This is a genomic window from Clostridioides mangenotii TR, assembly GCF_000498755.1.
Lineage (GTDB): Bacteria > Bacillota > Clostridia > Peptostreptococcales > Peptostreptococcaceae > Metaclostridioides > Metaclostridioides mangenotii_A.
The window spans coordinates 23,210-47,757 of sequence record NZ_AXUS01000013.1; the positions used below are offsets into that span (position 1 = coordinate 23,210).

The 24,548-nt window shown below is 33.1% G+C and carries 18 protein-coding genes and 1 other annotated feature; all 18 genes read left to right on the plus strand.

Features of this window, described 5'->3' with window-relative positions; all coding sequences use genetic code 11:
- The first annotated feature begins 30 nt into the window (after positions 1-30).
- Entirely contained in the window at positions 31-1,701 is a 1,671-nt protein-coding gene (locus tag T473_RS0107940) for an acyl-CoA mutase large subunit family protein (protein ID WP_024621430.1), read from the plus strand.
- A 13-nt stretch (positions 1,702-1,714) separates the two neighbouring features.
- Positions 1,715-2,116: a cobalamin B12-binding domain-containing protein gene (locus T473_RS0107945; RefSeq protein ID WP_024621431.1), complete on the plus strand. Its 402-nt coding sequence runs from the start codon at positions 1,715-1,717 to the stop codon at positions 2,114-2,116.
- A gap of 13 nt (positions 2,117-2,129) precedes the next feature.
- Positions 2,130-3,101 (plus strand): methylmalonyl Co-A mutase-associated GTPase MeaB, encoded by a 972-nt coding sequence (gene meaB / locus T473_RS0107950; protein ID WP_024621432.1) that lies wholly within the window; start codon positions 2,130-2,132, stop codon positions 3,099-3,101.
- A gap of 15 nt (positions 3,102-3,116) precedes the next feature.
- Positions 3,117-3,527: a methylmalonyl-CoA epimerase gene (mce, locus tag T473_RS0107955; RefSeq protein ID WP_024621433.1), complete on the plus strand. Its 411-nt coding sequence runs from the start codon at positions 3,117-3,119 to the stop codon at positions 3,525-3,527.
- Between the two features lie 26 nt (positions 3,528-3,553).
- A complete protein-coding gene (gene mmdA, locus T473_RS0107960) occupies positions 3,554-5,104 on the plus strand; it encodes a methylmalonyl-CoA decarboxylase subunit alpha (RefSeq protein WP_024621434.1) in 1,551 nt (516 codons plus the stop codon).
- A 13-nt stretch (positions 5,105-5,117) separates the two neighbouring features.
- Positions 5,118-5,501, plus strand: coding sequence for an OadG family protein (locus T473_RS16480; protein ID WP_024621435.1), 384 nt, complete (start codon positions 5,118-5,120; stop codon positions 5,499-5,501).
- Between the two features lie 20 nt (positions 5,502-5,521).
- Positions 5,522-5,914: a biotin/lipoyl-containing protein gene (locus tag T473_RS0107970; protein WP_330369425.1), complete on the plus strand. Its 393-nt coding sequence runs from the start codon at positions 5,522-5,524 to the stop codon at positions 5,912-5,914.
- 25 nt (positions 5,915-5,939) lie between these two features.
- Entirely contained in the window at positions 5,940-7,127 is a 1,188-nt protein-coding gene (locus tag T473_RS0107975; protein WP_024621437.1) for a sodium ion-translocating decarboxylase subunit beta, read from the plus strand.
- 387 nt (positions 7,128-7,514) lie between these two features.
- Positions 7,515-8,510 carry an adenosine deaminase gene (gene add / locus T473_RS0107980; RefSeq protein ID WP_024621438.1) on the plus strand — a complete coding sequence of 332 codons (996 nt, stop codon included), beginning with the start codon at positions 7,515-7,517 and terminating at the stop codon, positions 8,508-8,510.
- 178 nt (positions 8,511-8,688) lie between these two features.
- The gene (locus tag T473_RS0107985; protein ID WP_024621439.1) at positions 8,689-9,840 is read left to right on the plus strand and encodes a double-cubane-cluster-containing anaerobic reductase; all 1,152 of its coding nucleotides are present in this window, start codon (positions 8,689-8,691) and stop codon (positions 9,838-9,840) included.
- A 22-nt stretch (positions 9,841-9,862) separates the two neighbouring features.
- A complete protein-coding gene (locus T473_RS0107990) occupies positions 9,863-10,618 on the plus strand; it encodes an acyl-CoA dehydratase activase (protein ID WP_024621440.1) in 756 nt (251 codons plus the stop codon).
- Positions 10,619-11,188: 570 nt separating this feature from the next.
- Positions 11,189-13,627 (plus strand): cell wall-binding repeat-containing protein, encoded by a 2,439-nt coding sequence (locus T473_RS0107995; protein ID WP_024621441.1) that lies wholly within the window; start codon positions 11,189-11,191, stop codon positions 13,625-13,627.
- A 256-nt stretch (positions 13,628-13,883) separates the two neighbouring features.
- A complete protein-coding gene (locus T473_RS0108000) occupies positions 13,884-14,588 on the plus strand; it encodes a B3/B4 domain-containing protein (RefSeq protein ID WP_024621442.1) in 705 nt (234 codons plus the stop codon).
- 360 nt (positions 14,589-14,948) lie between these two features.
- A complete protein-coding gene (gene gap / locus T473_RS0108005; RefSeq protein WP_024621443.1) occupies positions 14,949-15,965 on the plus strand; it encodes a type I glyceraldehyde-3-phosphate dehydrogenase in 1,017 nt (338 codons plus the stop codon).
- Positions 15,966-16,328: 363 nt separating this feature from the next.
- The gene (locus tag T473_RS0108010) at positions 16,329-17,534 is read left to right on the plus strand and encodes a CD0519/CD1768 family membrane protein (RefSeq protein WP_330369427.1); all 1,206 of its coding nucleotides are present in this window, start codon (positions 16,329-16,331) and stop codon (positions 17,532-17,534) included.
- A 367-nt stretch (positions 17,535-17,901) separates the two neighbouring features.
- Positions 17,902-22,155, plus strand: coding sequence for a 2-hydroxyacyl-CoA dehydratase (locus T473_RS0108015; RefSeq protein WP_024621445.1), 4,254 nt, complete (start codon positions 17,902-17,904; stop codon positions 22,153-22,155).
- A gap of 198 nt (positions 22,156-22,353) precedes the next feature.
- Complete coding sequence (locus T473_RS0108020; protein ID WP_024621446.1) at positions 22,354-22,731, plus strand: C-GCAxxG-C-C family (seleno)protein; 378 nt, start codon at positions 22,354-22,356, stop codon at positions 22,729-22,731.
- A gap of 39 nt (positions 22,732-22,770) precedes the next feature.
- Positions 22,771-24,084, plus strand: a complete 1,314-nt coding sequence (locus tag T473_RS0108025) for a hypothetical protein (protein ID WP_024621447.1) — start codon at positions 22,771-22,773, stop codon at positions 24,082-24,084.
- Between the two features lie 121 nt (positions 24,085-24,205).
- Positions 24,206-24,465, plus strand: a binding site (T-box leader).
- The last annotated feature ends 83 nt before the right edge of the window (positions 24,466-24,548 follow it).

The window sequence follows — 24,548 nt, forward strand, 5'->3', positions numbered from 1 at the left end:
TATGGCGGGCATATAATAGGAGGATTCCACATGAATAAAAGTAAAGATACAATCCAAAATTGTTTTACACAGTGGGAAGAAAACAAAGTAAAAACAAGCTTAGAAAAATTCCCAGAAAGAAAAAAGGAATTTGAATTCGATACAGGAGTAGAAGTCAAAAGGCTGTATACACCTTTAGATACGTGTAATGATTACGAAAGCGATCTAGGATTTCCCGGACAATACCCGTTTACAAGAGGGGTACAACCGACCATGTACAGGGGTAAGTTTTGGACAATGAGAATGTACGCTGGTTTCGCTACAGCAGAAGAATCTAACAAAAGATATAAATATTTAATTGAAGAGGGATCAATGGGATTATCTGTTGCATTTGACTTACCTACTCAGATGGGATATGACTCAGACAATCCTATAGCAGAAGGCGAAGTCGGAAAGGTAGGGGTTTGTATAGACTCTCTAGCCGATATGGAAATACTATTTGAAGGTATCCCATTAGACAAAGTATCCACATCAATGACGATAAATGCACCTGCATCTGTACTGCTTGCGATGTATATCGCAGTAGCCAAAAAACAAGGTGTATTTCCTGAAAAATTGAGAGGGACAATTCAAAATGATATCTTAAAGGAATATGTAGCTAGAGGTACTTATATATTTCCGGTTAAACCATCTATGAGACTTATTACAGATATATTTGAGTACTGTTCGAAACATGTACCAAAGTGGAACACGATAAGTATATCTGGATACCATATCAGAGAAGCTGGGGCAGATGCAATTCAAGAAGTGGCGTTTACATTAGCCGATGGTATTGCTTATGTAAATGCAGCTATTGAAGCTGGTCTTCACGTAGACGATTTTGCACCTAGATTATCATTCTTTTTTAATGCTCACAACAATTTATTTGAAGAAGTTTCTAAATTTAGAGCAGCTAGGAGAATCTGGGCGAAAATTATGAAAGAAAGATTTGGAGCGAAAAATCCTAAGTCATGGGCTCTGAAATTTCATACTCAGACAGCTGGTTGTACATTAACAGCTCAACAACCAGAAAATAATATAGTAAGAGTAGCAATTCAAACTCTGGCTGCAGTACTTGGAGGAACTCAGTCTCTACACACAAACTCTAAAGATGAAGCTCTTGCTTTGCCGACAGAGGATTCAGTAAGAATTGCACTTAGAACTCAGCAGATAGTTGCAAATGAAAGTGGAGCAGCAGATACTATTGACCCACTTGCAGGTTCTTATTATGTTGAAAGCCTTACTAATAAGATAGAAAAAGATGCTATGACTTTAATCGAAAAAATTGATGAAATAGGTGGAGCGCCACAGGCTATAGAGCAAGGCTACATACAGCAAGAAATCATGGACAGCGCCTACAAATATCAAAAGGATATTGAAAATAATGAAAAAATAATCGTAGGAGTTAATAAATACCAAATAGAAGAGGATGCACCTAAAGGTTTATTAAGAGTAGATCCTATGGTTGGAGAGAGACAAAAAGAAAAGATAAAGGCTCTTAAAGAAAAGAGAAACAATGAAAAGGTAGAAGAAACTCTTGAAACTTTAAGAGATATATGTAGATCTGATGAAAATATAATGCCAGCAATTTTAGATGCTGTTATGGAATACGCAACACTAGGAGAAGTATGTGGTGTTATGAGGGAAGAATTTGGTGAATACAAACAAATAGTAATGATATAGAGGGGGAGTAAATATGAGACCTATAAGAGTATTGGTTGCAAAACCAGGGCTAGATGGACATGATAGAGGTGCTAAAGTAGTAGCAAGGGCATTAAGAGATGCAGGTATGGAAGTAATTTATACAGGGTTATTTCAAACTCCTGAACAAATAGTTGCTTCAGCGATTCAAGAAGATGTAGATGTAATCGCTATGAGTATACTATCAGGAGCACATAATCATTTACTTCCTAAAGTGGTAGATTTACTAAAAGAAGAAAATATAGATGATGTGCTTATAATAGGAGGAGGAGTCATACCTGAAGAAGATATACCAGCACTTAAAGAAAAGGGAATTGCCGAAATATTTACACCGGGTACTCCAACAACAACAACAATTAAATTTATAAGAGAACATACATGCAAGAGTTTGGCGTAAAGGTGATGATGTTATGGAAATAAAAATGAATAGTGAATTAAAAAATACAGTTGATGGAGTTATAAAAGGCAACAAGAGAGACTGCGCAAGGCTAATTACTATTGTAGAAAACGAAACTTCTGGATATGAAGAAGCGTTAAAAGAGATATACAACCACACGGGCAAAGCTTATATTGTAGGGATTACTGGTCCACCTGGAGCAGGTAAATCGACATTTACAGATAAAATTGTAAAGCTTCTTAGGAAACAAGGTAAAAAGGTTGGAATAATAGCGATTGATCCTACTAGTCCATTTACCAAAGGAGCAATTTTAGGGGACCGTATCAGAATGAACGATTTGAGTACTGATCCAGGTGTATTTATAAGATCCATGGGAACCAGAGGAAGTCTAGGAGGTTTATCTAATGCAACTCAGGCGTCAATTAAGGTGCTCGATGCTTATGGATGTGATTATATTTTTATTGAAACAGTAGGAGTGGGTCAATCTGAGATCGATATAGTAAGGACAGCAGATACAACACTTATTGTAATGGTCCCAGGTCTTGGAGACGATATACAGGCTATTAAGGCTGGAGTTATGGAGATAGCTGATGTATTTATTGTAAATAAGGCAGATAAAGATGGGGCAAAAAAGACTTCTATAGAGATAGAAATGATGCTCGATTTTAATAAAGACTGGGAATTTAGACCTCCAGTTAGTTTAGTAGTATCTGATACCGGTGAGGGGGTAGAAGAGGCCTATGAAAACATACAAAAACACAGAAAATTTCTTGAAGAAAATGGCAGACTAAGTCTCAAAAGACTTGCACGCAATAAACTTGAGGTTAAAGAGTTAGTGCAGAGAAAAGTGGACGCTCTTGTAAAGGATTTACAGCACAGTGAAGAAATAGAGAAGCTACTTTCTAAGACTGTGACCAAGGAGATAGATCCTTACTCAATAAGCAATATAGTATTTGAAAAGATAACAAACAAACAAAGATTATAGTTGGAGGGATAATAAATGAAAATACTAAATTTAGATCATGTAGGTATTGCAGTAAATAGTTTGGAAGAGACACTGAAGTTTTACGAAGAAGTACTTGGGTTGAAGTGTGTAGGAGAAGAAGTAGTAGAAGATCAACAAGTTAAAGTTGCATTTTTACCTGTTGGAGATACTGAACTTGAATTTTTAGAATCTACCACTGAAGATGGGCCTATAGCAAAGTTTATAGCTAAAAATTCAAATCGAGGTGGAATTCAGCATGTTGCACTTAGAGTCGAAAATATAGAAGAAGCAATAGCAGAAGTAAAAGCAAATGGTTATAGAATGATAGATGAAACACCTAGATATGGAGCTGGAAATGCAAAGATAGCATTTTGTCATCCAAAAGGAACTGATGGAGTACTTTTAGAGCTAAGTGAAAGAGAATAAAAAATTAATATCCTGGAGGTGGTTTTATGTTGTCTAAAGAAAAGTTAGATTTGCTTCAAAAAAATAGAAGTAATATTGAGCTAGGTGGAGGACAAAAAAGAATAGATAAACAGCATTCATCAGGTAAACTTACTGCAAGAGAAAGAATAAATAAACTATTTGATGAAAATACTTTTGTCGAGTTAGAGGCATTCGTAAAACATAGATGTTCTAACTTTGGGATGGAAAAACAAGATATACCTGGAGAAGGTGTTGTATGTGGATACGGAAAGATTGATGGAAGACTTGTTTGCGCTTTTGCACAGGATTTTACAGTTCTCGGAGGATCTTTAGGTGAAATGCACGCCAAAAAAATTGCTAAAGTAATGGACCTTTCACTAAAATTAGGAGCTCCGGTTGTAGGTTTAAATGATTCAGGTGGAGCGAGAATTCAAGAAGGTGTAGATGCACTTGCCGGATACGGAGAGATTTTTTATAAAAATACCCTAGCATCTGGAGTTGTTCCACAAATATCTGCAATCATGGGACCTTGTGCTGGTGGAGCAGTTTATTCACCTGCACTTACAGATTTTGTATATGTAGTTGATCAGACTAGTCAGATGTTTATAACAGGACCACAAGTTATAAAAACAGTAACGGGTGAAGAAGTAACAGCGGAAGAATTGGGAGGAGCATATACTCATAACACAACATCAGGCGTTGCACACTTCTTGGCTTCAGACGATGAAGATTGCATTGAGCAGATTAGAAGATTACTTAGTTTTTTACCATCAAATAACTCAGAAAAAGCTCCAATAGTTGAATGTCAAGACGACCCAAATAGAATAAATGAAATACTCGATAGTATTGTTCCGGATGATTCAAACAAACCTTACGATATGAAAAACATAATTTACGAAATAGTAGATGATGGGGATTTCTATGAAGTACAGTCTTTATTTGCTCAAAATATTGTAACGGGTCTTGCTAGAGTCAATGGAGAAAGTATTGGAATAATAGCTAATCAACCTAATTTTATGGCTGGATCTCTTGATATAAACGCCTCAGATAAGAGTTCTAGATTTATAAGGATGTGTGATTCATTTAATATTCCAATAATTAACTTAGTAGATGTCCCAGGATTTTTACCGGGAACTACACAGGAATACGGTGGAATAATACGACATGGGGCAAAGATGCTCTATGCTTATAGTGAAGCAACAGTTCCTAAAATCACGATAATAATCAGAAAAGCTTATGGAGGATCTTATTTAGCCATGTGTTCAAAAGATTTAGGCGCAGATATGGTTTTAGCTTGGCCTACAGCAGAGGTTGCAGTCATGGGACCGAGTGGGGCAGCCAATATAGTATTTAAAAACGATATAAAAAATGCAGAAGATAAAAATGCAATGATAGAAGAGAAAGTTAAAAAGTATACAGATGAATTTGCAACTCCATATAAAGCAGCAGAAAGAGGATATATTGATGATGTAATAAGACCTGCATTTACGAGACTTAGACTAGCGGATGCACTAGATGTATTATCTTCGAAACGTGAAGATAGACCGCCTAAAAAACACGGAAATATACCTTTATAGGAGGTGGTAAACTATGGATTTACGTCAATTACTTGAAGCGTTAAAAGATCCCTCAGCTTCTGTAAGTGTTGGAGAAAAGCTGCTTGCTGGTATTAGTGTAGCGATAATTTCCATGATTGTAGTATTTATTGTATTGGTTTTAATTTCTGGAATAATAAGCTTACTGCAAAGGGAGACCAAAAAAACTAAAAATTTAAATAAAGAAGTAGAAAGAATCTCAGGTGAAAACTCTGAAAATAATGAGCTTGATGATATAGGTGAGTTAGTTGCAGTAATAACTGCCGCTATATCAGCTCAAACAGGTAAAAATGCCGACAATATAGTAGTTAAAAAAGTAATTAGAAGTAATAACTACAAATCTAGTTGGGAAAACATGAAAAACAGTATTAATCGATAGAGAATAGGGGGAGATAAATAATGATAAAAAAATACAATATAACAGTTAATGGAAATATCTATGAAGTTGAAGTAGAAGAAATTGGATCAGAAGGGGTGCAAGTATCTAGAGCTCAAGTATCTCAAACAAATATGTCAAAACCAACATCAAAACCGACAAATAATACAGCTTCAAAGCCAAACACGGCACCAGTTGGTGGATCAGGAACTATAAGCGCACCAATGCCTGGTACCATAAATGATGTTAAAGTAAAAGTTGGAGATAGTGTAAAAAAAGGTCAGGTATTATTGGTACTTGAAGCTATGAAGATGGAAAATGAAATAATGGCAAATACAGATGGAAATATCACAACGGTAAACGTATCAAAAGGAGCTTCAGTGAGTGTTGGAGACACTTTAATAACTATAGGATAGAAATTTAAAAAAGGAGGACTTACCCATGGTAGAGGTTATAACGAATTTTATTCAATCAATGGGTATTGTTAATATGGACTGGAGACAGTTAGCGATGATATTAGTTGCATGTCTTCTGTTATATCTAGCAATAAGTAAAGGTTTTGAACCATTGTTACTAGTACCTATAGCTTTTGGTATGTTGCTTTCAAACCTTCCCCTTTCAGGAGTAATGAACGGGGCAGTTTCAATAATCGAGCCTATAGGATCGACCGTAAATAATACACTAGAGGCTAATGTTACAACAAAAACAGCAGGAGGATTATTACATTATCTATTTTTAGGTGATGAATTAGGAATTTTCCCACCGTTAATATTTTTAGGGGTTGGCGCCATGACTGATTTTGGTCCATTGATATCTAACCCCAAAAACATACTTCTTGGAGCTGCTGCTCAGTTTGGAATATTCTTTACTTTTATAGGGGCATTACTTCTTGGATTTACTGGTCCGGAGGCAGCTTCAACAGGTATAATAGGAGGGGCTGATGGCCCAACAGCAATTTATTTAACTACAAAATTAGCACCACATTTACTTGCTCCAATTGCAGTTGCTGCGTACTCATACATGGCTCTTGTACCTATAATTCAACCGCCAATAATGAGGGCACTTACTAGTAAAGAAGAAAGAAGTATAGTAATGACTCAAAGCAAACCTGTATCTAAAAAAGTAAAAATACTTTTTCCTATAACTGTTACCATAGTAGTGTCATTGCTGTTGCCAGCAGCGGCTACATTAATAGGTATGCTTATGTTTGGGAACCTGCTTAAAGAGTGTACAGTCACTGATAGACTTTCAGATACAGCTACGAATGCACTTATGAATATAGTTACTATATTTTTAGGGTTATCAGTTGGAGCTTCTGCAAAAGCTGAGATATTTCTAAGTGCTCAGACTTTAAAAATATTTGTGCTAGGAGTTATAGCTTTTGGTATAGGAACGGCAGCAGGTGTTATCTGTGCAAAGATTATGAACAAATTTACTAAAGAAAAAATTAATCCACTAATAGGGGCAGCTGGAGTTTCTGCAGTTCCTATGGCGGCAAGAGTTGCACATAAGGAAGCTCAAAAAGAAGATCCTAGTAATTTTATTCTTATGCATGCTATGGGACCTAATGTAGCGGGAGTTATAGGTTCTGCTGTAGCAGCGGGGATATTGCTTAGTTTATTTTCGTAAATGAGAATTTAAGGTATGTGTAATAAATGAAAATAAAATTGCTATAAAATAAGATATCCGACTACCACAGCTTGATCTAAAGGCTGTAATTGTAGTCGGGTATCTTATTTTATGCCAACTTCCGTTTTCTTTATTATAATTATTTTAAATTTTCAGTTGGAAGTATGGGAAAAAAGTCATATGCTTGTTTACTGCCATGCATTGGAGTTAAGATATATTTTATTCTTGTATGTTCGATATAACTCATATTTAATTTATAATTTATTTTTGGTGTAATTAGAATGATATAATATCTTTATATACATATAATAATGTACAAGTTGTAAATATAAATACTTGTTCTTAAATAGTAATTAGATTTTAAATACTTACTTCATGGAGGTTAATATGATTGAAAATATGCCAAAGATAGATCTACATTGCCATTTGGATGGAAGTTTAAGAGCGGAAACTGTTTTAGAGATTGTTTCTGGTGAAAATCTTTTTAGTAAATTGAGCTTGACGAATATTGAAAAGGTTAAAAATGCAATTGTCGCTCCAAAGGATAGTGAGTCGCTTCTTGATTATTTGAAAAGCTTTGATTTGCCTGTTGGTATAATGCAGACACGGGAAAGTTTGGAGAGAGTGTCTTTTGAACTTATGGAGGATGCTTTTAAAGAAAATATTAAATACATTGAGGTTAGATTCGCTCCTCTATTACATATAAAAGAGGGATTGAGTGTACGGGATGTAATTGAGAGTGTGCTACTGGGTATTCATAAGGCTGAGGAATTATATGATATAAAAGGAAATTTAATTCTTGGCTGCATGAGGAATATGAGCGAGGAAGATGCTGTACTAGTTATAGAAGAAGGTAAGCGTTTTTTAGGATCTGGTGTTGTTGCTGTTGATCTGTGCGGTCCAGAAGAAGAAGGATTTTGTTTGAAGTATAAAAAAGCTTTTGCGATAGCCAAAGAATATGGTTATAGAATTACTGTCCATGCTGGAGAGGCAGCTTCTGGTGGTAATGTATTTGATGCTGTGACGGAATTGGGTGCGGAGAGAATAGGGCATGGCGTGAGAACTAATGATAGTAAAGAGATTTATGAACTTGTAAAAAGCAATAATATAACTTTAGAAATGTGCCCTACAAGTAATATTCAGACTAAGGCTGTGAAATCATTTGAAGAACATCCTTTTTACGATTTTTATAAGGATGATTTGAGGGTTACGATTAATACTGATAATAGAACTGTTTCAGATGTGACTTTGTCATCAGAAATAGATTTTGTGTTAAGTTACTATAATATGACTGTGGAAGATTACTACTGTATGTATAAATATGCAGTAGAGGCAAGTTTTACTGAAGAAGATACCAAAAGATGGCTTTTGAGTTTTATATAAATTCAGTGTCGAGCACTATATATATTGACTATAAATGAGGTGCCATATATAGATAAAAACAATCATAGCACTTGCAAAAAACGTGGTAAAATCTAGAATAGAGGAAAAAATATTATCTATTTGTAATATTTTAGAAAATAATATAAAAATTAGTCAAAATAAATAGGGGGAATTTTCGATGTCAAATTTACCAGAGCAATTTGATAGTTTTAATGATGCTAGACAAAAAGGTTTTTTAAGTGCTAAAGAGTTAAAAGATAGTGGGAAAAAATTAGTGGGTACTTTCTGTACTTTTACTCCTGTTGAGATACCTATGGCAGCTGGAGCTGTTACAGTAGGTGTATGTGGTGTAAGTGAAGAATCTATACCAGCGGCAGAAAAAGTACTTCCAAGAAATCTATGTCCACTTATTAAATCAAGTTATGGACATGCAATAACTGATACTTGCCCATATTTCTATTTCGCAGACCTGCTAATAGGAGAAACTACTTGCGATGGTAAGAAAAAAATGTACGAAGAACTTGCCAAAGAAAAAAATATGCACGTAATGCACCTTCCAAATACAGTAAAAGGTGAACTTAGCTACAAACTTTGGAAAGATGAAATAATAAAATTGAAAGAAGAAACAGAGAAATCATTAGGAGTTACAATAACTGAAGATGATATTAGAGCTGCTATAAAAGATAAAAACGAAGAGAGACGACTTTTAAAAGAGTTCTATGAATTAGGAAAATCTGAGCCTTCTATGCTAACAGGGATGGAGCTACACAATGTTCTTTATCAATCTGGATTTAAATTTGATAGAGATGAACTAAAAAAATCTGTTAGGAAAGTAATCGATGATACTAAGGAAAGATATGAAAAAGGCGAAGGTCCTGTTAAAAAGGATAGTCCAAGGATATTAATAACTGGATCTCCTATAGGAGGAATAAGCCATAAGATAATACAGACTCTTGAAGATGCAGGTGCATCAGTTGTAGCTTTAGAGCTTTGTCAAGCTATAAGATCTACTGACAGACTGGTAGATGAAGATATGGACGATGTTTACGATGCCTTAACTCAAAAATATATTAAAATAGGATGTTCATGTATGATGGACAACGATAACAGATTTAAACTACTTGATAGACTTATAGACGAGTACAAAATTGATGGAGTAATAGATGTTGTACTTCAAGCATGTCATACTTTTAACATAGAGTCTTATAGAGTAAAAGAGTTTGTTACTAAAGAAAAACATAAAGCTTTTATGGGTATAGAAACAGACTACTCAAAATCTGATACTGAACAATTAAAAACAAGATTTGAAGCATTTGTAGAGATGTTATAAGAAAATGCTATTAGGAGGATGTATGTATAGTATAGGTGTTGACTCAGGATCTGTCGCAACAAAGGGTGTTTTATTCGATGGTGAAAAAATAGTTAAAAAAGTAATACTTCCAACAGGATGGAGCCCTAAAACTACATCTGAACAAGTTTATAATTTATTATCAGAGGGAATTCCAAAAGATCAAATCTTAAAGACAGTCGGTACAGGATACGGAAGAGGCGTAATGGATTTCGCTGATAAAAAGGTTACGGAAATAACTTGTCATACAAGGGGAATATTTTTTCTAAATGAAAACATTAGAACAATTCTCGATGTAGGCGGTCAAGATAGCAAGGTTATAAATTTAGATAATGCAGGAAATGTATTCAATTTTATAATGAACGATAAATGTGCTGCTGGAACTGGTAGATTTTTAGAAATAACTTCTAATTTATTAGGAAGTGATATAGCAAATATAGATAAACTGGCAAGTGGAAATGAGCCAGTTAATATATCAAGTATGTGTACTGTATTTGCAGAATCAGAAATAGTAAGTTTGCTCGCTCAAGATGTCGGTAAAGAAAATATAGCCGCTGGAATACTTAAATCAATAGCAAATAAATCTGTTTCAATGTTGTCTAGAACTGAAATAGTAGATGAAATTGCTTTTACAGGAGGCCTAGCTAAAAGCAATGTTTTAGTAGGTATGATTGAAGAATTACTCGGCAAGAAGATATTTGTTGCAGAGGATACGCAGATAATAGGCGCACTAGGTGCTGCTGTAATCGGATATAAGTAAGGATACATAAAAGTTAGTGATACATATAGTAAATATATAAATATAGAATTAGGTATATGTAAAAAATAACAAAAAGTAGCGGAGAAATATTCCGCTACTTTTTGCTGTTTTATTACATATATGTTAGAATAGTTGTTTATATAAATGAAGGCATTTACTTTTACAACTTATAGGTTATTTAAAGGAATATACTAAATTAAATTATATAAGTTTTTAGGAGGGAGATTTAAGTACAAAGTTGGTTAAGGAAGATTGCATAAACTGTAATTTATGTGTGAATGAGTGTTATCGAGGATGCTTGAAATTTGTAGACAACGAGCATATATTTAACTGTGAAAAATGTGAAATCTGTTTTAGATTATACATAGCTAACATGAAAATGCAATAATTTATCAAAAAGTACTAAGAAAAAGAAAAAGTTTAATTACAAATTCTATATAATTTTAAAGGAAAATATAATAAAAAATTACAATTTTGATATTATATAATAAATAGTTGGTATTTTTATTAAAATCTTACAATATCTGCTATAATTATATTAGCGATTAGAGAAATATTGAGGTGAAAAGTATGAGAAAACGAAGAAATTTAATAAAAAGATTATTAGCAGTTGGCATGTCGATATCGTTTTTTATTGTATCAACAGCGCCAACCTTAGCATATACAAAGGATTCAATAACATCAATTAAAAAACCTGAATACACTGAACAATATAAACAGTATCTTGAGGAAGTTGAAAATGGACAAGTAGACAAATACAATGGCCGTATTCCAACGCCATACAGAAATGAAGCGACAGAAGTAAAAGATAATGGTCTTGGAATATCTATTCCAAATTATTTAAAGCGTAAGTCTAGTGCTAATTTGCCGATTAATTACGATCCTAGAAAACTTGGTCTTGTTACACCAGTTAAAGATCAAGGTGAACTAGGAACATGTTGGACTTTTACAGCGATGTCTTCACTGGAGAGCTTTTTAAAGTATAAAAATATGGGAGAATACGACTTCTCGGAAGAACATTTAAAGTGGTGGTCTACTAATGGTGATTACGGTTGGAACATGACAGATATGACAGGAGCAACAAATTATACAGCTATTGGATATCTAACATCTTGGATGGGTCCAAAATTAGAGGAAGATATTCCGTATAACGGCAAAGTTCCTATGGCACTTGGTGCTACTAAACCGAGCAATATGGATACAGAAGATACTCAAGTAAATGTAACAGAAGTAGTACATATAAATGACAATAGAGAGTCAATGAAAAATTCAATACTTAAGTACGGATCTATTATTTCGGGTTATGGTCATTATAATAGATATTTAAGTCAAGACAAGTCTGCTTATAACTGCAATGTATATCAATATACAAATCATACTATATCAATTATAGGATGGGATGACAATTATTCGAAAGATAATTTCAACCCTAAATACAAGCCGCAAAATAACGGTGCTTGGTTGGCTAAAAACAGCTGGGGACCTTATAATTCAGAGGGAGGGTATCTTTGGATTTCTTATGAAGACAGAACTTTAATGTCTGATGACGATAACTTTGCTATTAGAAAAGTAGAGATGCCTGATGAAAGCAAAAAAATATATCAACATGAATATGCAGGGATAGCTCCACTTGTAAGCAAGAAAATTACTGCAGCAAATGTATTTGATTTTAGCAGTGAAAGTGAAGTGTTAGATTCTGTAACATTTATGAGTGATAGTATAGGTTCTAAGTACAATATCTATTACGCACCCGTTGTGGGAAATGTTCCGCAAAAAGATAGAATGGTAAGAATAGGTGGAGGAAATATTGAATTTTCAGGTTATACTAACGCAAAAGTAGATACTTACAAAATCCCTAAAGGGAAAGGTGCAATAGTAGTTGAGATAGATGGAGAAGGTACAGGTAATGTATCGTTATTCAGTGAAACGGAAGTAAAAGGATATAGTGGAAATATACCTAAGGCTAATTTGGGCGAAAGTTATATTTTAGAAGGCGATAAGTTTAAAGATGTAAACTCAGATGAAGAATTTTACCCAACAAACTTTACAATTAAGGCAGTAACTAAAAACACATCTTATCGAGATGTAAATAAGGAAAGTTTAGTTGGAGCGGATAGATATGATACATCTGTTAAGGTTAGTAAAAAGGGATGGACTAATTCTGAAAATGTAGTTCTAGTAAATGGTGAAGCTATACCGGATGCGTTATCAGCAACTCCTTATGCAGCATCGCTTAATTCGCCAGTTCTATTAACTGAAAAAAATAATTTAACTCAAAAGACAGCAGAGGAAATAAAGAGACTTGGAGCAAAAAATATATACATAGTCGGTGGAGAAAATTCTGTAAGCAAATCTATTGAAGATAAACTTAATTCATCTGGTTTTAGAGTCGAGAGAATCTCTGGTGAAGATAGATACAAAACTAGTATGGATTTGGCTTACAAGTTAAATGATAAAAAGAGAGTATCAAATATAGCAGTAGTAAATGGAGTAGGTGGATTGGCAGATGCTATAAGTATAGGAGCTCCTGCTGGAGAAAATAATATACCTATAATACTTGCAGATCCGAGTAATCAAGTAAAAGGCCTAGATGAGTTTGAAAAGATTACTAATATAGAAAAATCTTATGTAGTTGGGGGTACTTCCTCATTATCTACGAATTTAGAAGGAAAACTTAAAAATCCTACTAGATTGTCGGGTGAAAATAGAAATGCCACAAATGCAGAGATAATAGAACATTTTTATAAGGACAGTAGCAGTGGTTATAAGTACAATAATTTATATGTAGTTAAAGATGGTACAAAGAGCAGTGGTGATCTAATTGATGGATTGTCAGTTGGAGCTTTGGCAAGCAAAAGTAAATCTCCAATAGTGTTAGTAGGGAATAAGCTCGTAGAAGAGCAAAAGAGTGCCCTTAAACAAAAGACATTCACTTCGGCGACACAAGTTGGTGGAGGAGCAAATAGAAAGGCATTTGCAGAAGTGTTTAAATTGATAAGATTACCTTAGTTACATTAGAATAGTTTAATAAATGAATACTACGAAATTAATTTGGTATGATAAAGAGTGAGCAGGAGGCAGTAAGCTTCCTGTTTATTTTATATAGATAACTATCTACTTTAACTGTATTTATAAAAAAATATGAGGTTTTATTATGAATTTATAGATTAGTATGATTTTTTGAATTAATTAGTTGACTAGAGGTTTCATTAGAAATAAAATGGAGTATAATAAGTAATATTTTGAATATTTTGGAGGTAGTTGTATGAAGTTCAAAGTTGATAAAGAGGTATTTGATAAGTTAGAAAATGTTTGTTTTGGAGTTGTTGTAGCAAAGGGAATCGATAATACAAAAACTGTAGATAGAATAAGCAATTTACTGGATATTAGTATTGAGAATACGGAAAATTACTTTGAGGGGAAGAAGGTAAAAGAATCAGATGAAATTCTTCCTTATAGAGATGCTTTTAGAGAGCTTGGTATGAATCCCAATAAATTTATGAGCTCTATTGAAGCGATGACTACAAGAGTTTCAAAAAACAAAAAACTTCCTTACATAAACCCGGTTGTGGATTTAGGAAATTCGATTTCATTAAAATACTTACTTCCACTAGGAGCGCACGATATGGATCTTAGCAGGGATGATGTGAGTGTAAGATTTTCTAATGAAGGCGATAAATTTATCCCGTTTGGAGAGAATGAGCCTGAACTTGTAGAAGGTGGAGAGCTTATTTACTCTGTTGGAGATAAGGTTAAGACTAGAAGATGGATATGGAGACAGGGCGAAGAAGGTAAGATAACTGAAAACAGTAAGAATATATTCTTCCCTATAGATGGATTTAATGATAGCAATGTAGATAAGGTTATTAAGGCTAGAGATGAGCTTGCTAAATTGATTCAGGAGATCTTTGAGTGCGAAGTTGAAGTTGGATTTGTAGATAAAGATAATATGGAAATGGAATTAAAATAACAAGTTGATATGCAACATGAACAGAGGTTGTTCAGTATATGTCAGACAAAATACGTCTGAAAATGCACTGGACAACCTCTGTTCACATTGTATATAAATCTTAACAAGTATAAGTATACTTGCAGGAGTAGATACAATTATAAAATCTATAGTGTGATTAGATGTGTTTTTGTGAGAAAATATAAAAACTATAGATATAGTGTGTGCTATATATAAAAAATGATCGAATAGTATGGCATAAATGGTTATTAATATTAAGGTTGTTGATGAAATTATATTTAATATATAAAAATATTGAATAAATGGGCTATATAGTGTACAATAATTATGTAAAAAGTACACGAAGGGAGAAATATATTGATGAAGATAAAAGTGGGTATGAATGGGTTTGGTAGAATCGGAAGACAGGTTTTAAGATTGGCTCAAGAGGAGTTCGGTAGTGATTTGGAGATAGTTGCTATTAATGCTAGAGCAAATTGTGAGACTTTGGCACACCTATTCACTTATGATTCTAGTTATGGAACATTTAGAGGAGATGTTGATGTTAAAGATGAAGATACTTTAGTTGTTAATTCTAAAGAAATTAAAATACTTAGACATAATGATCCTGAAGAAATTCCTTGGAAAGATCTAGGGGTTGATATAGTAATAGAGTCTACTGGTATATTTACTGATAAAGCTAAGGCGGAAAAACATATAAAAGCAGGAGCTAAGAAGGTTATAATTACTGCTCCTGGTAAAAACGAAGATGTTACTATTGTTATGGGAGTTAATGAAAAAGAGTACGATAATGATAAGCATAATGTAATCTCTAATGCTTCTTGTACTACAAACTGCCTAGCTCCATTTGCTAAAGTTCTTAATGAGAAATTTGGTATTAAGAGAGGTCTTATGACAACTGTTCACTCTTATACTAACGATCAAAGAATTCTTGATAAGAGTCATAAAGATTTAAGAAGAGCTAGATCGGCTGCAGAATCTATAATACCGACTACTACAGGTGCGGCTAAAGCTGTTTCTAAGGTTCTTCCGGAGTTAGAAGGTAAGTTAAATGGTTTCTCTCTTAGAGTTCCAACTCCTACAGTTTCACTTGTAGATTTGGTTTGTGAGCTTGGGAAGAATGTAACTATAGATGAAGTTAATAATGCATTTAGAGAAGCTGCAGAAGGTGAATTAAAAGGAATTCTTGGATACTCTGATAAACCATTAGTATCTATTGACTACAAACAAGACAGCAGATCTTCTATAGTAGATGGATTATCAACTATGGTTATGGAAGATAATATGGTCAAAGTAGTTTCTTGGTACGATAATGAGTGGGGTTATTCAGCAAGAACTGTTGATTTAGTAAAATATGTAGCAGAGAGATTAAAATAGATAGTAAAAATAAAAAAATAAAAATTTTTTTATATTTTTTAATATAAGATTATGGAGAAAATTTATTTTAAGTTTCTGCATAATCTTTTTGTTTTACAATCTAATCAATATACAACTTGATACCTGACATCAAGTCGTCAGTTGGCATTGACAATAATGTTAATAAATTTACAATTAATTCTTAAAAGAAAGTTTTGCAAAATCAACTTGCATAAGTCTGATAAAACTTTGTCGAAAAATATCGGTAATCAGTGTTTGCAAGGTGTTGTATAGGTAATTTACTATTGCAAAGTTTTAACATTACCTTTATAATCTAATTAAGAAAAACTTCAAACTAAAATTTTATAATCAAAAATGGAAGGAATGAAAAAAATGGAAGAAAAGGTAACGGAGAAATTAGATGACAGGAGGAAGGTAAAACCTGTCAGTACAGAAACCTTTGTATTTCTTGCCGTATTGCTAGTTGGTTTTGGGTACATAGGAAGCATAATGGGTGTGGGGACTATGTTTAAAGTCATAATGGCTACTGCACATGCATTACTTCTAGAAACTGTTTTCTTAATTATGGCATTAGCTGTTTTGGCAGGTGCACTGAGTGCTTTACTTTCTGAATTTGGGGTAATTTCACTTATCAACAAATTATTTAGAGGATTAATGAAACCTCTATATGGTTTACCTGGAGCGAGTATAGCTGGGGCTATAACTACATACTTATCTGATAACCCAGCCATAATATCGTTTGCGAAAGATAAATCATTCACACAGTTTTTTAAAAAATATCAAATTCCTGCTCTTTGTAATTTAGGAACAGCATTTGGTATGGGGCTTATAGTTACTACATTTATGATGTCTCAAGGAAAAGAGTTTATAGTGCCAGCTCTAATTGGTAACTTAGGAGCTATTATAGGAAGTATAATAAGTGTTAGACTTATGTTACGTCAAACTAAAAAGTATTACAACTACAATCCAGAAGAAGATAAAAAAAGTACAGACGGTGTTACTAAAGGTGAAGAAATGAGAGAGATTAGGGATGGAAACGTATTCCAAAGATGTCTTGATTCAATTCTTGAAGGTGGTAAGCTTGGAGTTGAGATGGGACTTGCGATAATTCCGGGTGTTCTAGTTGTATGTACACTAGTTATGATCCTTACATTTGGACCATCAACTGATCCTACAACTGGTCAAGCTGTATATAATGGTGTTGCTTATGAAGGAATTAAATTACTTCCTGTTATAGGTGATAAACTTGGGTTTATACTTGAGCCTCTATTTGGATTTACTTCTGCAGAAGCTATAGCATTCCCTGTTACATCACTTGGAGCTGTTGGAGCTGCAATATCATTAGTACCTAAATTTATAGCAGATGGCGTTGTAACTCCAAATGATATAGCTGTATTTACAGCAATGGGTATGTGTTGGAGTGGTTACTTAAGTACACACATAGGTATGATGGATGCACTTAATGCCAGAGATCTTGCTGGAAAAGCAATACTTTCACATACAATAGGTGGATTATTTGCAGGTATGTCTGCACACTTTATATTTATGTTTGTTCAGATGATATTCTAATTTAAATAAAATATTATGCTTAGATAGATTCTTAGTATATAATAAAAAGCACTAAAATGTTGAATGAGATTTTTCATACAATATTTTAGTGCTTTTTGCTGTTAAATGATCCTTTAAAATGTTTAAAAAATGTAAAATTAGTGTAAAAACATATATATATGTAGAAATATGTTACAATATTTAGTAAACTAACAGTTAAGTTACTTATATAATAATTTGATTATTTTACTTACGGACTACCTAGTAGAATAATTGATTAGCGACTAATCATAAATTTTATAAACTAATCATAATACTTATAGAGCAACTTACTAAATATTAAATTTAGAACTTACAATAAGATGGTTTATGTGATGGAGGTTATATTATGGAAGAATTATTTCATATAGGTGTTGATGTAGGTTCTACAACAGTAAAAGTTGTGGTGCTAAACAATAACAACATAGTTTATAAAGAATACAAAAGACATTATTCTGATGTAATAAAATCTGTAAAAGAAGTACTTAATTCGGTGTATGAAAAGTTTGGAAATAAAAAAATAACTATTGTAATAACTGGTTCTGGAGGCATAGGTATCTCTAAAGTACTAGAGGTTAAGTTTGCTCAAGAGGTTATATCTAGTACAAAAGCTATAGAACATTTTAATCCAGAGACAGATGTAGTTATTGAACTAGGTGGAGAAGATGCGAAGGTTACATTTTTAAGTGACGGTGTGGATCAGAGAATGAATGGTATATGTGCAGGTGGAACAGGTGCATTTATAGATCAGATGGCATCATTATTAAAAACTGATGCAAAGGGATTAAATGAATTAGCTAAAGATTATGAGGTAATTTATCCTATCGCTTCAAGATGTGGTGTTTTTGCCAAGACGGATATACAGCCTCTTATAAACGATGGAGCTAAACAAACAGATATAGCTATGAGTATTTTCAACGCTGTAGTGGTACAAACTGTCAGTGTATTATCATGTGGGAGAAAGATTGAAGGTAAAGTGGCATTTTTAGGGGGCCCACTCTATTTCCTATCTGAACTTAGGGAGGCTTTTAAGAGAGTATTAAATTTAAGTGATGAAGATATAATATTTCCAGAAAATGCACAGCTTTACGTTGCTCTAGGAGCAAGTATCCTGTCTACCGATGAAGATAGTGTAAATTTATCTTCATTAATTGATAAATTAAACTCTGTTGATTGTATCGATTCAGTAGATACTGATTACATAGATATACTATTTAACAATGAGAAAGAGTACGAAGAATTTACGGATAGACACAGTAATAATAAGGTAAAAACTAAAGATTTAAAAGAATTAAAAGGCAAATGTTATCTCGGTATAGATGCTGGCTCTACAACAACTAAATTAGCCCTTGTAGACGAAGAGGGCAACTTGCTATATTCTCATTATGGAAGTAACCATGGTGCGCCTTTAAAAACTACAATAAAGGCTATTAATGACATATATAATTTACTTCCAACGGATAGTAGGATTGCGTATACTACTGTTACTGGATACGGAGAAGCTCTTATAAAAAAAGCCCTTAAAATAGATAATGGCGAAATAGAAACAATTGCTCACTATAAGGCGGCGAAATTTTTTAATGAAGATGTAGATTTTATATTAGATATAGGTGGACAGGATATGAAGTGCCTAAAAATAAAGAATGGTGTTATAGATAGTATTATTCTTAATGAGGCGTGTTCATCAGGATGTGGTTCGTTTTTAGAGACTTTTGCAGATTCGTTATCAATGGGAATTGAAGACTTTGCAAAGGCGGGGATTTACTCTAAAAACCCGGTAGATCTTGGTTCAAGATGTACAGTTTTTATGAATTCAAAAGTTAAACAATCGCAAAAAGAAGGCGCATCAGTAGGAGATATCTCTGCAGGCCTATCTTATTCAGTTATAAAAAATGCGTTATTTAAAGTTATTAAAATTAGAAACACTGATGAAATCGGAAAAAATATAGTCGTTCAAGGAGGTACTTTCTACAATGACTTGGTACTTAGAAGTTTTGAAAAACTTATAAATCAAGAAGTTGTCAGACCAAATATTTCTGGAATAATGGGAGCCTTTGGCGCTGCCCTTATATCAAGAGAGAAGTACACAGTTGGCTATAAAACTAAGTTGATTGAGCAAGATCAACTTACAAGTGTAAATCTAGATGTAGATGTAACTAGATGTAAAGGTTGCTCAAATAACTGTTTACTTACTATAAATAAGTTTTCAGATGAAGAGATATTTGTATCGGGAAACAGATGTGAAAAGGGTGAGATTTTACATGGAGGTAAAAAGCCTAACAAAGATGAAAAACCAATAAATCTTTACCAGTACAAATACGACAGAGTATTCAAATACAAACCTCTAAAGAAAGAAGAAGCTCCATTAGGTGAGATAGGTATACCTAGAGCTTTAAATATGTATGAGAACTATCCATTCTGGTTTACATTTTTTACGAATCTTGGCTTTAGAGTAATTATATCTGATAGATCTTCAAAAGGATTGTACGAGAAAGGAATAACTAGTATAGCATCTGAAACAGTTTGTTATCCAGCAAAACTAGTTCATGGGCATATAGAGAACCTTATAAACAAAGGTATAAAAAATATATTCTATCCTAGTGTTACAAATGAGAATAAAGAAGATCAAAACTCAGACAACTACTACAACTGTCCAGTTGTAATTTCTTATTCTGAAGTTATAAAAAACAACGTAGAGGAATTGAGAACAGAAAATATAAATTATATGAATCCTTTTATCAGTTTAAATGATAAAGAAAAATTGAAAAAAAGATTATACAATGAACTCGGAAGATTTTTTAATAATTTATCTAAAAGGGACATATACAGTGCAGTTGATGCTGCAACTAAGGAACAGGATTCATTTAAACTTGAAATGCAAACAGTCGGTGAAAAAGCTATAAAAGATATGGAAGAAAAGAAACTCAAAGGGATTGTATTATCTGGTAGACCTTACCACATAGATCCTGAGATAAACCACGGTATGCCAGAACTAATAAACTCACTTGGTTTGGCTGTTTTAACAGAAGATTCTATAGGACATCTTGCAGAACTGGAGAGACCGCTTAGAGTTGTAGACCAGTGGGTATACCACTCTAGACTTTACAGAGCCGCAGCATTTACGAGAGAAAAAGATTATTTAGAACTTGTGCAATTAAACTCATTTGGGTGTGGGCTAGATGCTGTAACAACAGATCAAGTTGAGGAAATTCTTCATGAAAAGTCTAAGATATATACAGTTATTAAGATAGATGAAGGTAACAATTTAGGTGCTGCTAAAATAAGACTTAGATCTCTGCAGGCAGCTATGTCAGAGAGAGAAGTAAACAATGTACATGTAAAAGATACAGAAAATAAGAAGAAATACGATAAAAACACTAAACTTGCTAAAGGTCATACAATACTAGCGCCACAAATGTCACCTATTCACTTCGACTTAATTGAAAAAGCGGTTAATTTAAGTGGATTTAATATAGTGGTATTAAACGATACAGACAATAGTGTTATTGAAGAAGGGCTTAGATATGTAAACAACGATGCTTGTTATCCAGCCATTATAGTAGTTGGGCAGCTTATTAAAGCTCTTAAATCTGGAAAATACGATTTAAACAATACATCTGTTACCATAACTCAAACTGGTGGTGGATGTAGAGCCACAAACTATATTGGATTTTTAAGAAAGGCAATGTACGATGCAGGATTTAAAGATGTACCTGTTGTAGCACTTAGCGTAAATGGAATAGAAGAAAATGGTTTGATGGAGAATGTGTCTTTAAAACTTATAAATAGACTGTTTATGGCTGCTATTTACGGAGATTTACTGATGAGAGTTCTCTATAGGGTAAGACCTTATGAAAAAGTTGAAGGTAGTACAAATGCACTGTTTAAAAAATGGAATGATGTATGTAAAGAATCTCTAGTAAAAGGAAAGTTATCTGAATTTAAGAAAAATGTAAATTCTATAGTTAATGATTTTGACAACTTAGAAATATTAGACGTTCAAAAACCTAAAGTTGGATTAGTTGGAGAGATACTAGTTAAATTCCATCCAGTGGCAAACAACAATTTAGTTGATATACTTGAAGTTGAAGGAGCAGAGGCAGTTGTACCGGACCTTACTAATTTCTTCTTGAGTTGTGCTTACAACACAGTGTTTAAACACGATTACTTAGAAGGAACAGGAAAATCTAAGATGGCTGGTAAGGCGTTTATTGCGATTGTTGAAGCTTATCAAAAATCGTATAAAAAAGCTCTGAATAACAGCAAGAGATTTTCAGCACCAGAGAGAATTCAAAATGTAGCTGAAAGCACTAAACCTGTAGTTTCATTAGGTAACCAAACTGGAGAAGGTTGGCTACTAACAGGTGAGATGGTAGAACTTTTAAATGAAGGGGTAGATAATATTATTTGTATGCAGCCTTTTGGTTGTCTGCCAAACCATATTATTGGCAAGGGATCAATAAAAGAGCTTAAGAGATTGTACAAAAATTCGAATATTATACCTATTGATTACGATCCATCAGCAAGTGAGGTAAATCAACTTAATAGAATAAAATTAATGCTTTCAACAGCATTTAGAAATCTGGAAAAAGAGAATATATAAAAAATGTTGTACAGTTAGATAATCTAAAGTATAAATGAGATTTAATAAAAATATCTAAACCAAAGGATGTAAGCTATGGTTTAGATATTTTTATGTGTATTTTCATATGTGAAATTATTTATACTATATCTGTGTATATTGCCTATGGATTTGATATAATAAGTTTAGTATGAATTAAACGCACGAGGAGGAATCAATATGTGTGAAGAAACTAAAGCATCGGAATACAATAAAAGAGGTTTAAACTGTGCTGAGTCTGTAATAAAGGCGTACAACGAAGAATTTGGTGCTAATATACCTGTAGCACTTGGAAGTGGCTTAGGCGGTGGAAATGCCGTTGGAAGTTTGTGCGGTGCAATAAATGCAGTAAACATTATAATAAGTTATGAAAAGGGAAGAGAAAACGATACAGAGACTAGTAATGCAAAACTTTACGTAAAAGATGCTATGAACTCAGTATCTGAAAAATATGGATCACATATATGTAAGGATCTAAAGAGGGACAAAGTTAGCTGTAAGGAGATAATAGATTTTTCTTACATAAACTTAAAGGAGACATTAAAGAAAGATCTTTAAATATTTTAATAAAAAGTTTTAAAGAAAAGGTGGTAGGCGATGAAGTTATATGAAAACTTTATTTCATCAGAACTATTCAAATACGATGTAAGTGAAGACATCGTTATTTACAAGGGACGTTTTTGTGTTTACCTAGATAAAAAATATAAATGTAGTGGAAAAGTGTATTTGAAGACGATTCCACCTGTGTCTATTAATTTCCATGCAGATATACTTTTTGTTGAGGATATAGATGATGTAGATATAGGAAATATGGAGTTGAATTATGACAATGCTGTTTTAGAAGTACATGGATACAAAATAACTTCTGTAAGTATAAATTCTCTAAGTAAGTCCTCAATTGACGGATACTTAAATGGGAGTTATATGAGATCGAAAAATTCATTTGTAGATTATGTAGACTTTGGCATATTAAATTCAAATAAATACTCAGGAAAACTTATAAAAAATGGCGAAATACTATATGCAGGTAGGATGGAGTTTGAATATAATGATTTTGTTGTGGTATTAGACAAGAGAGAAGATTATAGAAAAGAGCTTTATGAAGAGTTAAAGTCTAAATCTGGAGCTATAATAACTCATGTCGGCAGAATCTACAGGAAAGACAATAAGAGCTTTAAAACAAGCAATATAATCGATATTTTAGATGATATATCAATAGCACTTAGTTTCGCTTGTGGCAGATATGTTGGATTTTGCACTGCACTTGGTTATAAAGATGATTCTGTAGTGTATAAACTGTGGGGAGAAAGTAGAGTTTCTCCGTTTAAATTTGTGCCAAATTGGACAGACACTATATCAAATCACCACAATATCGAAAAATATTTAGGTTTAATATGTAAAAAATTAGAGGACTTTTACTATGGTAAAGCTATAAGAAATGTAGTTAACTGGTACATTGAATCGTTAAGTAGCATAACTTTAGAGAATAATATAATCTCGGTGCAAGTTGCCCTTGAGACTCTTTCATATATAGTTTTAGTTGAGCAGGAAAAAACTATTACTGATGAAGATTTTGATAAAAATGTTACATCAAAAAATCTAAGATTACTTCTGGATTCTTGCAAGATTCCGTATGGAAAAGAAGAGCTTTTATTTTTTGATGATTGGATTAACGAGAAATTCGATGATGGTGTAGATCTTTTAATTTACTACAGAAATACTATAGTGCATCCGAGTAGGAAGACTAAAAGAGCTAGACTTGAGCTTGAAGATATGTGGAATATAATTACTATTGGAACAAGATATATAGAACTTGTGCTTTTATATATTATCGGATATAAAGGCGAGTATTCCAATAGGCTAAAAGATAGATCTTATGGAGAAGTAGAAGTAGTTCCTTGGGGCCAATAATAATTTAATTTTTAGAAAATTAAAAAATAAGAATAAAAAAATTAAAAATATCTATTGACAGATTTTGGTTTATGATTTAAAATCAATAACAAGAACAGTTTAGAAAATTTTATAAACACTTTTAAATGCTATGATAAGAAATAGTAGGAGTAGGTATCTTAATCAGAGAGTTTCCGGTTGGTGAGAGGAGCATTAGATTATACTTTGAACACATCTTTGAGCAGGACTTTGAAAGGACTTTTGTCCCAGTAGAAGATTTCGGTATCCTTGCACCCGTTACAGTGCTAGAGTATAGATAACACTATTGTACTTGATGAGGTTAGTGTCGTGAGGCATTAATAAAAAGAGGTGGAACCACGAGAGTCAACTCCCGTCCTCTAGCTATAGCTAGAGACGGGAGTTTTTAATACAATTTTTTATGCGCGCTAAAAATTTATGTTAAAAAATAAAATAAGATTGATACA

Coding starts and splice junctions, on each gene's coding strand:
- mce (WP_024621433.1), top strand. CDS start 3,117: ATGAAAATACTAAATTTAGATCATGTAGGTATTGCAGTAAATAGTTTG.
- T473_RS16480 (WP_024621435.1), top strand. CDS start 5,118: ATGGATTTACGTCAATTACTTGAAGCGTTAAAAGATCCCTCAGCTTCT.
- T473_RS0108020 (WP_024621446.1), top strand. CDS start 22,354: ATGTGTGAAGAAACTAAAGCATCGGAATACAATAAAAGAGGTTTAAAC.
- gap (WP_024621443.1), top strand. CDS start 14,949: ATGAAGATAAAAGTGGGTATGAATGGGTTTGGTAGAATCGGAAGACAG.
- T473_RS0108025 (WP_024621447.1), top strand. CDS start 22,771: ATGAAGTTATATGAAAACTTTATTTCATCAGAACTATTCAAATACGAT.
- T473_RS0107990 (WP_024621440.1), top strand. CDS start 9,863: ATGTATAGTATAGGTGTTGACTCAGGATCTGTCGCAACAAAGGGTGTT.
- add (WP_024621438.1), top strand. CDS start 7,515: ATGATTGAAAATATGCCAAAGATAGATCTACATTGCCATTTGGATGGA.
- T473_RS0107975 (WP_024621437.1), top strand. CDS start 5,940: ATGGTAGAGGTTATAACGAATTTTATTCAATCAATGGGTATTGTTAAT.
- meaB (WP_024621432.1), top strand. CDS start 2,130: ATGGAAATAAAAATGAATAGTGAATTAAAAAATACAGTTGATGGAGTT.
- T473_RS0108015 (WP_024621445.1), top strand. CDS start 17,902: ATGGAAGAATTATTTCATATAGGTGTTGATGTAGGTTCTACAACAGTA.
- T473_RS0108000 (WP_024621442.1), top strand. CDS start 13,884: ATGAAGTTCAAAGTTGATAAAGAGGTATTTGATAAGTTAGAAAATGTT.
- T473_RS0107985 (WP_024621439.1), top strand. CDS start 8,689: ATGTCAAATTTACCAGAGCAATTTGATAGTTTTAATGATGCTAGACAA.
- T473_RS0108010 (WP_330369427.1), top strand. CDS start 16,329: ATGAAAAAAATGGAAGAAAAGGTAACGGAGAAATTAGATGACAGGAGG.
- T473_RS0107970 (WP_330369425.1), top strand. CDS start 5,522: ATGATAAAAAAATACAATATAACAGTTAATGGAAATATCTATGAAGTT.
- mmdA (WP_024621434.1), top strand. CDS start 3,554: ATGTTGTCTAAAGAAAAGTTAGATTTGCTTCAAAAAAATAGAAGTAAT.
- T473_RS0107945 (WP_024621431.1), top strand. CDS start 1,715: ATGAGACCTATAAGAGTATTGGTTGCAAAACCAGGGCTAGATGGACAT.
- T473_RS0107995 (WP_024621441.1), top strand. CDS start 11,189: ATGAGAAAACGAAGAAATTTAATAAAAAGATTATTAGCAGTTGGCATG.
- T473_RS0107940 (WP_024621430.1), top strand. CDS start 31: ATGAATAAAAGTAAAGATACAATCCAAAATTGTTTTACACAGTGGGAA.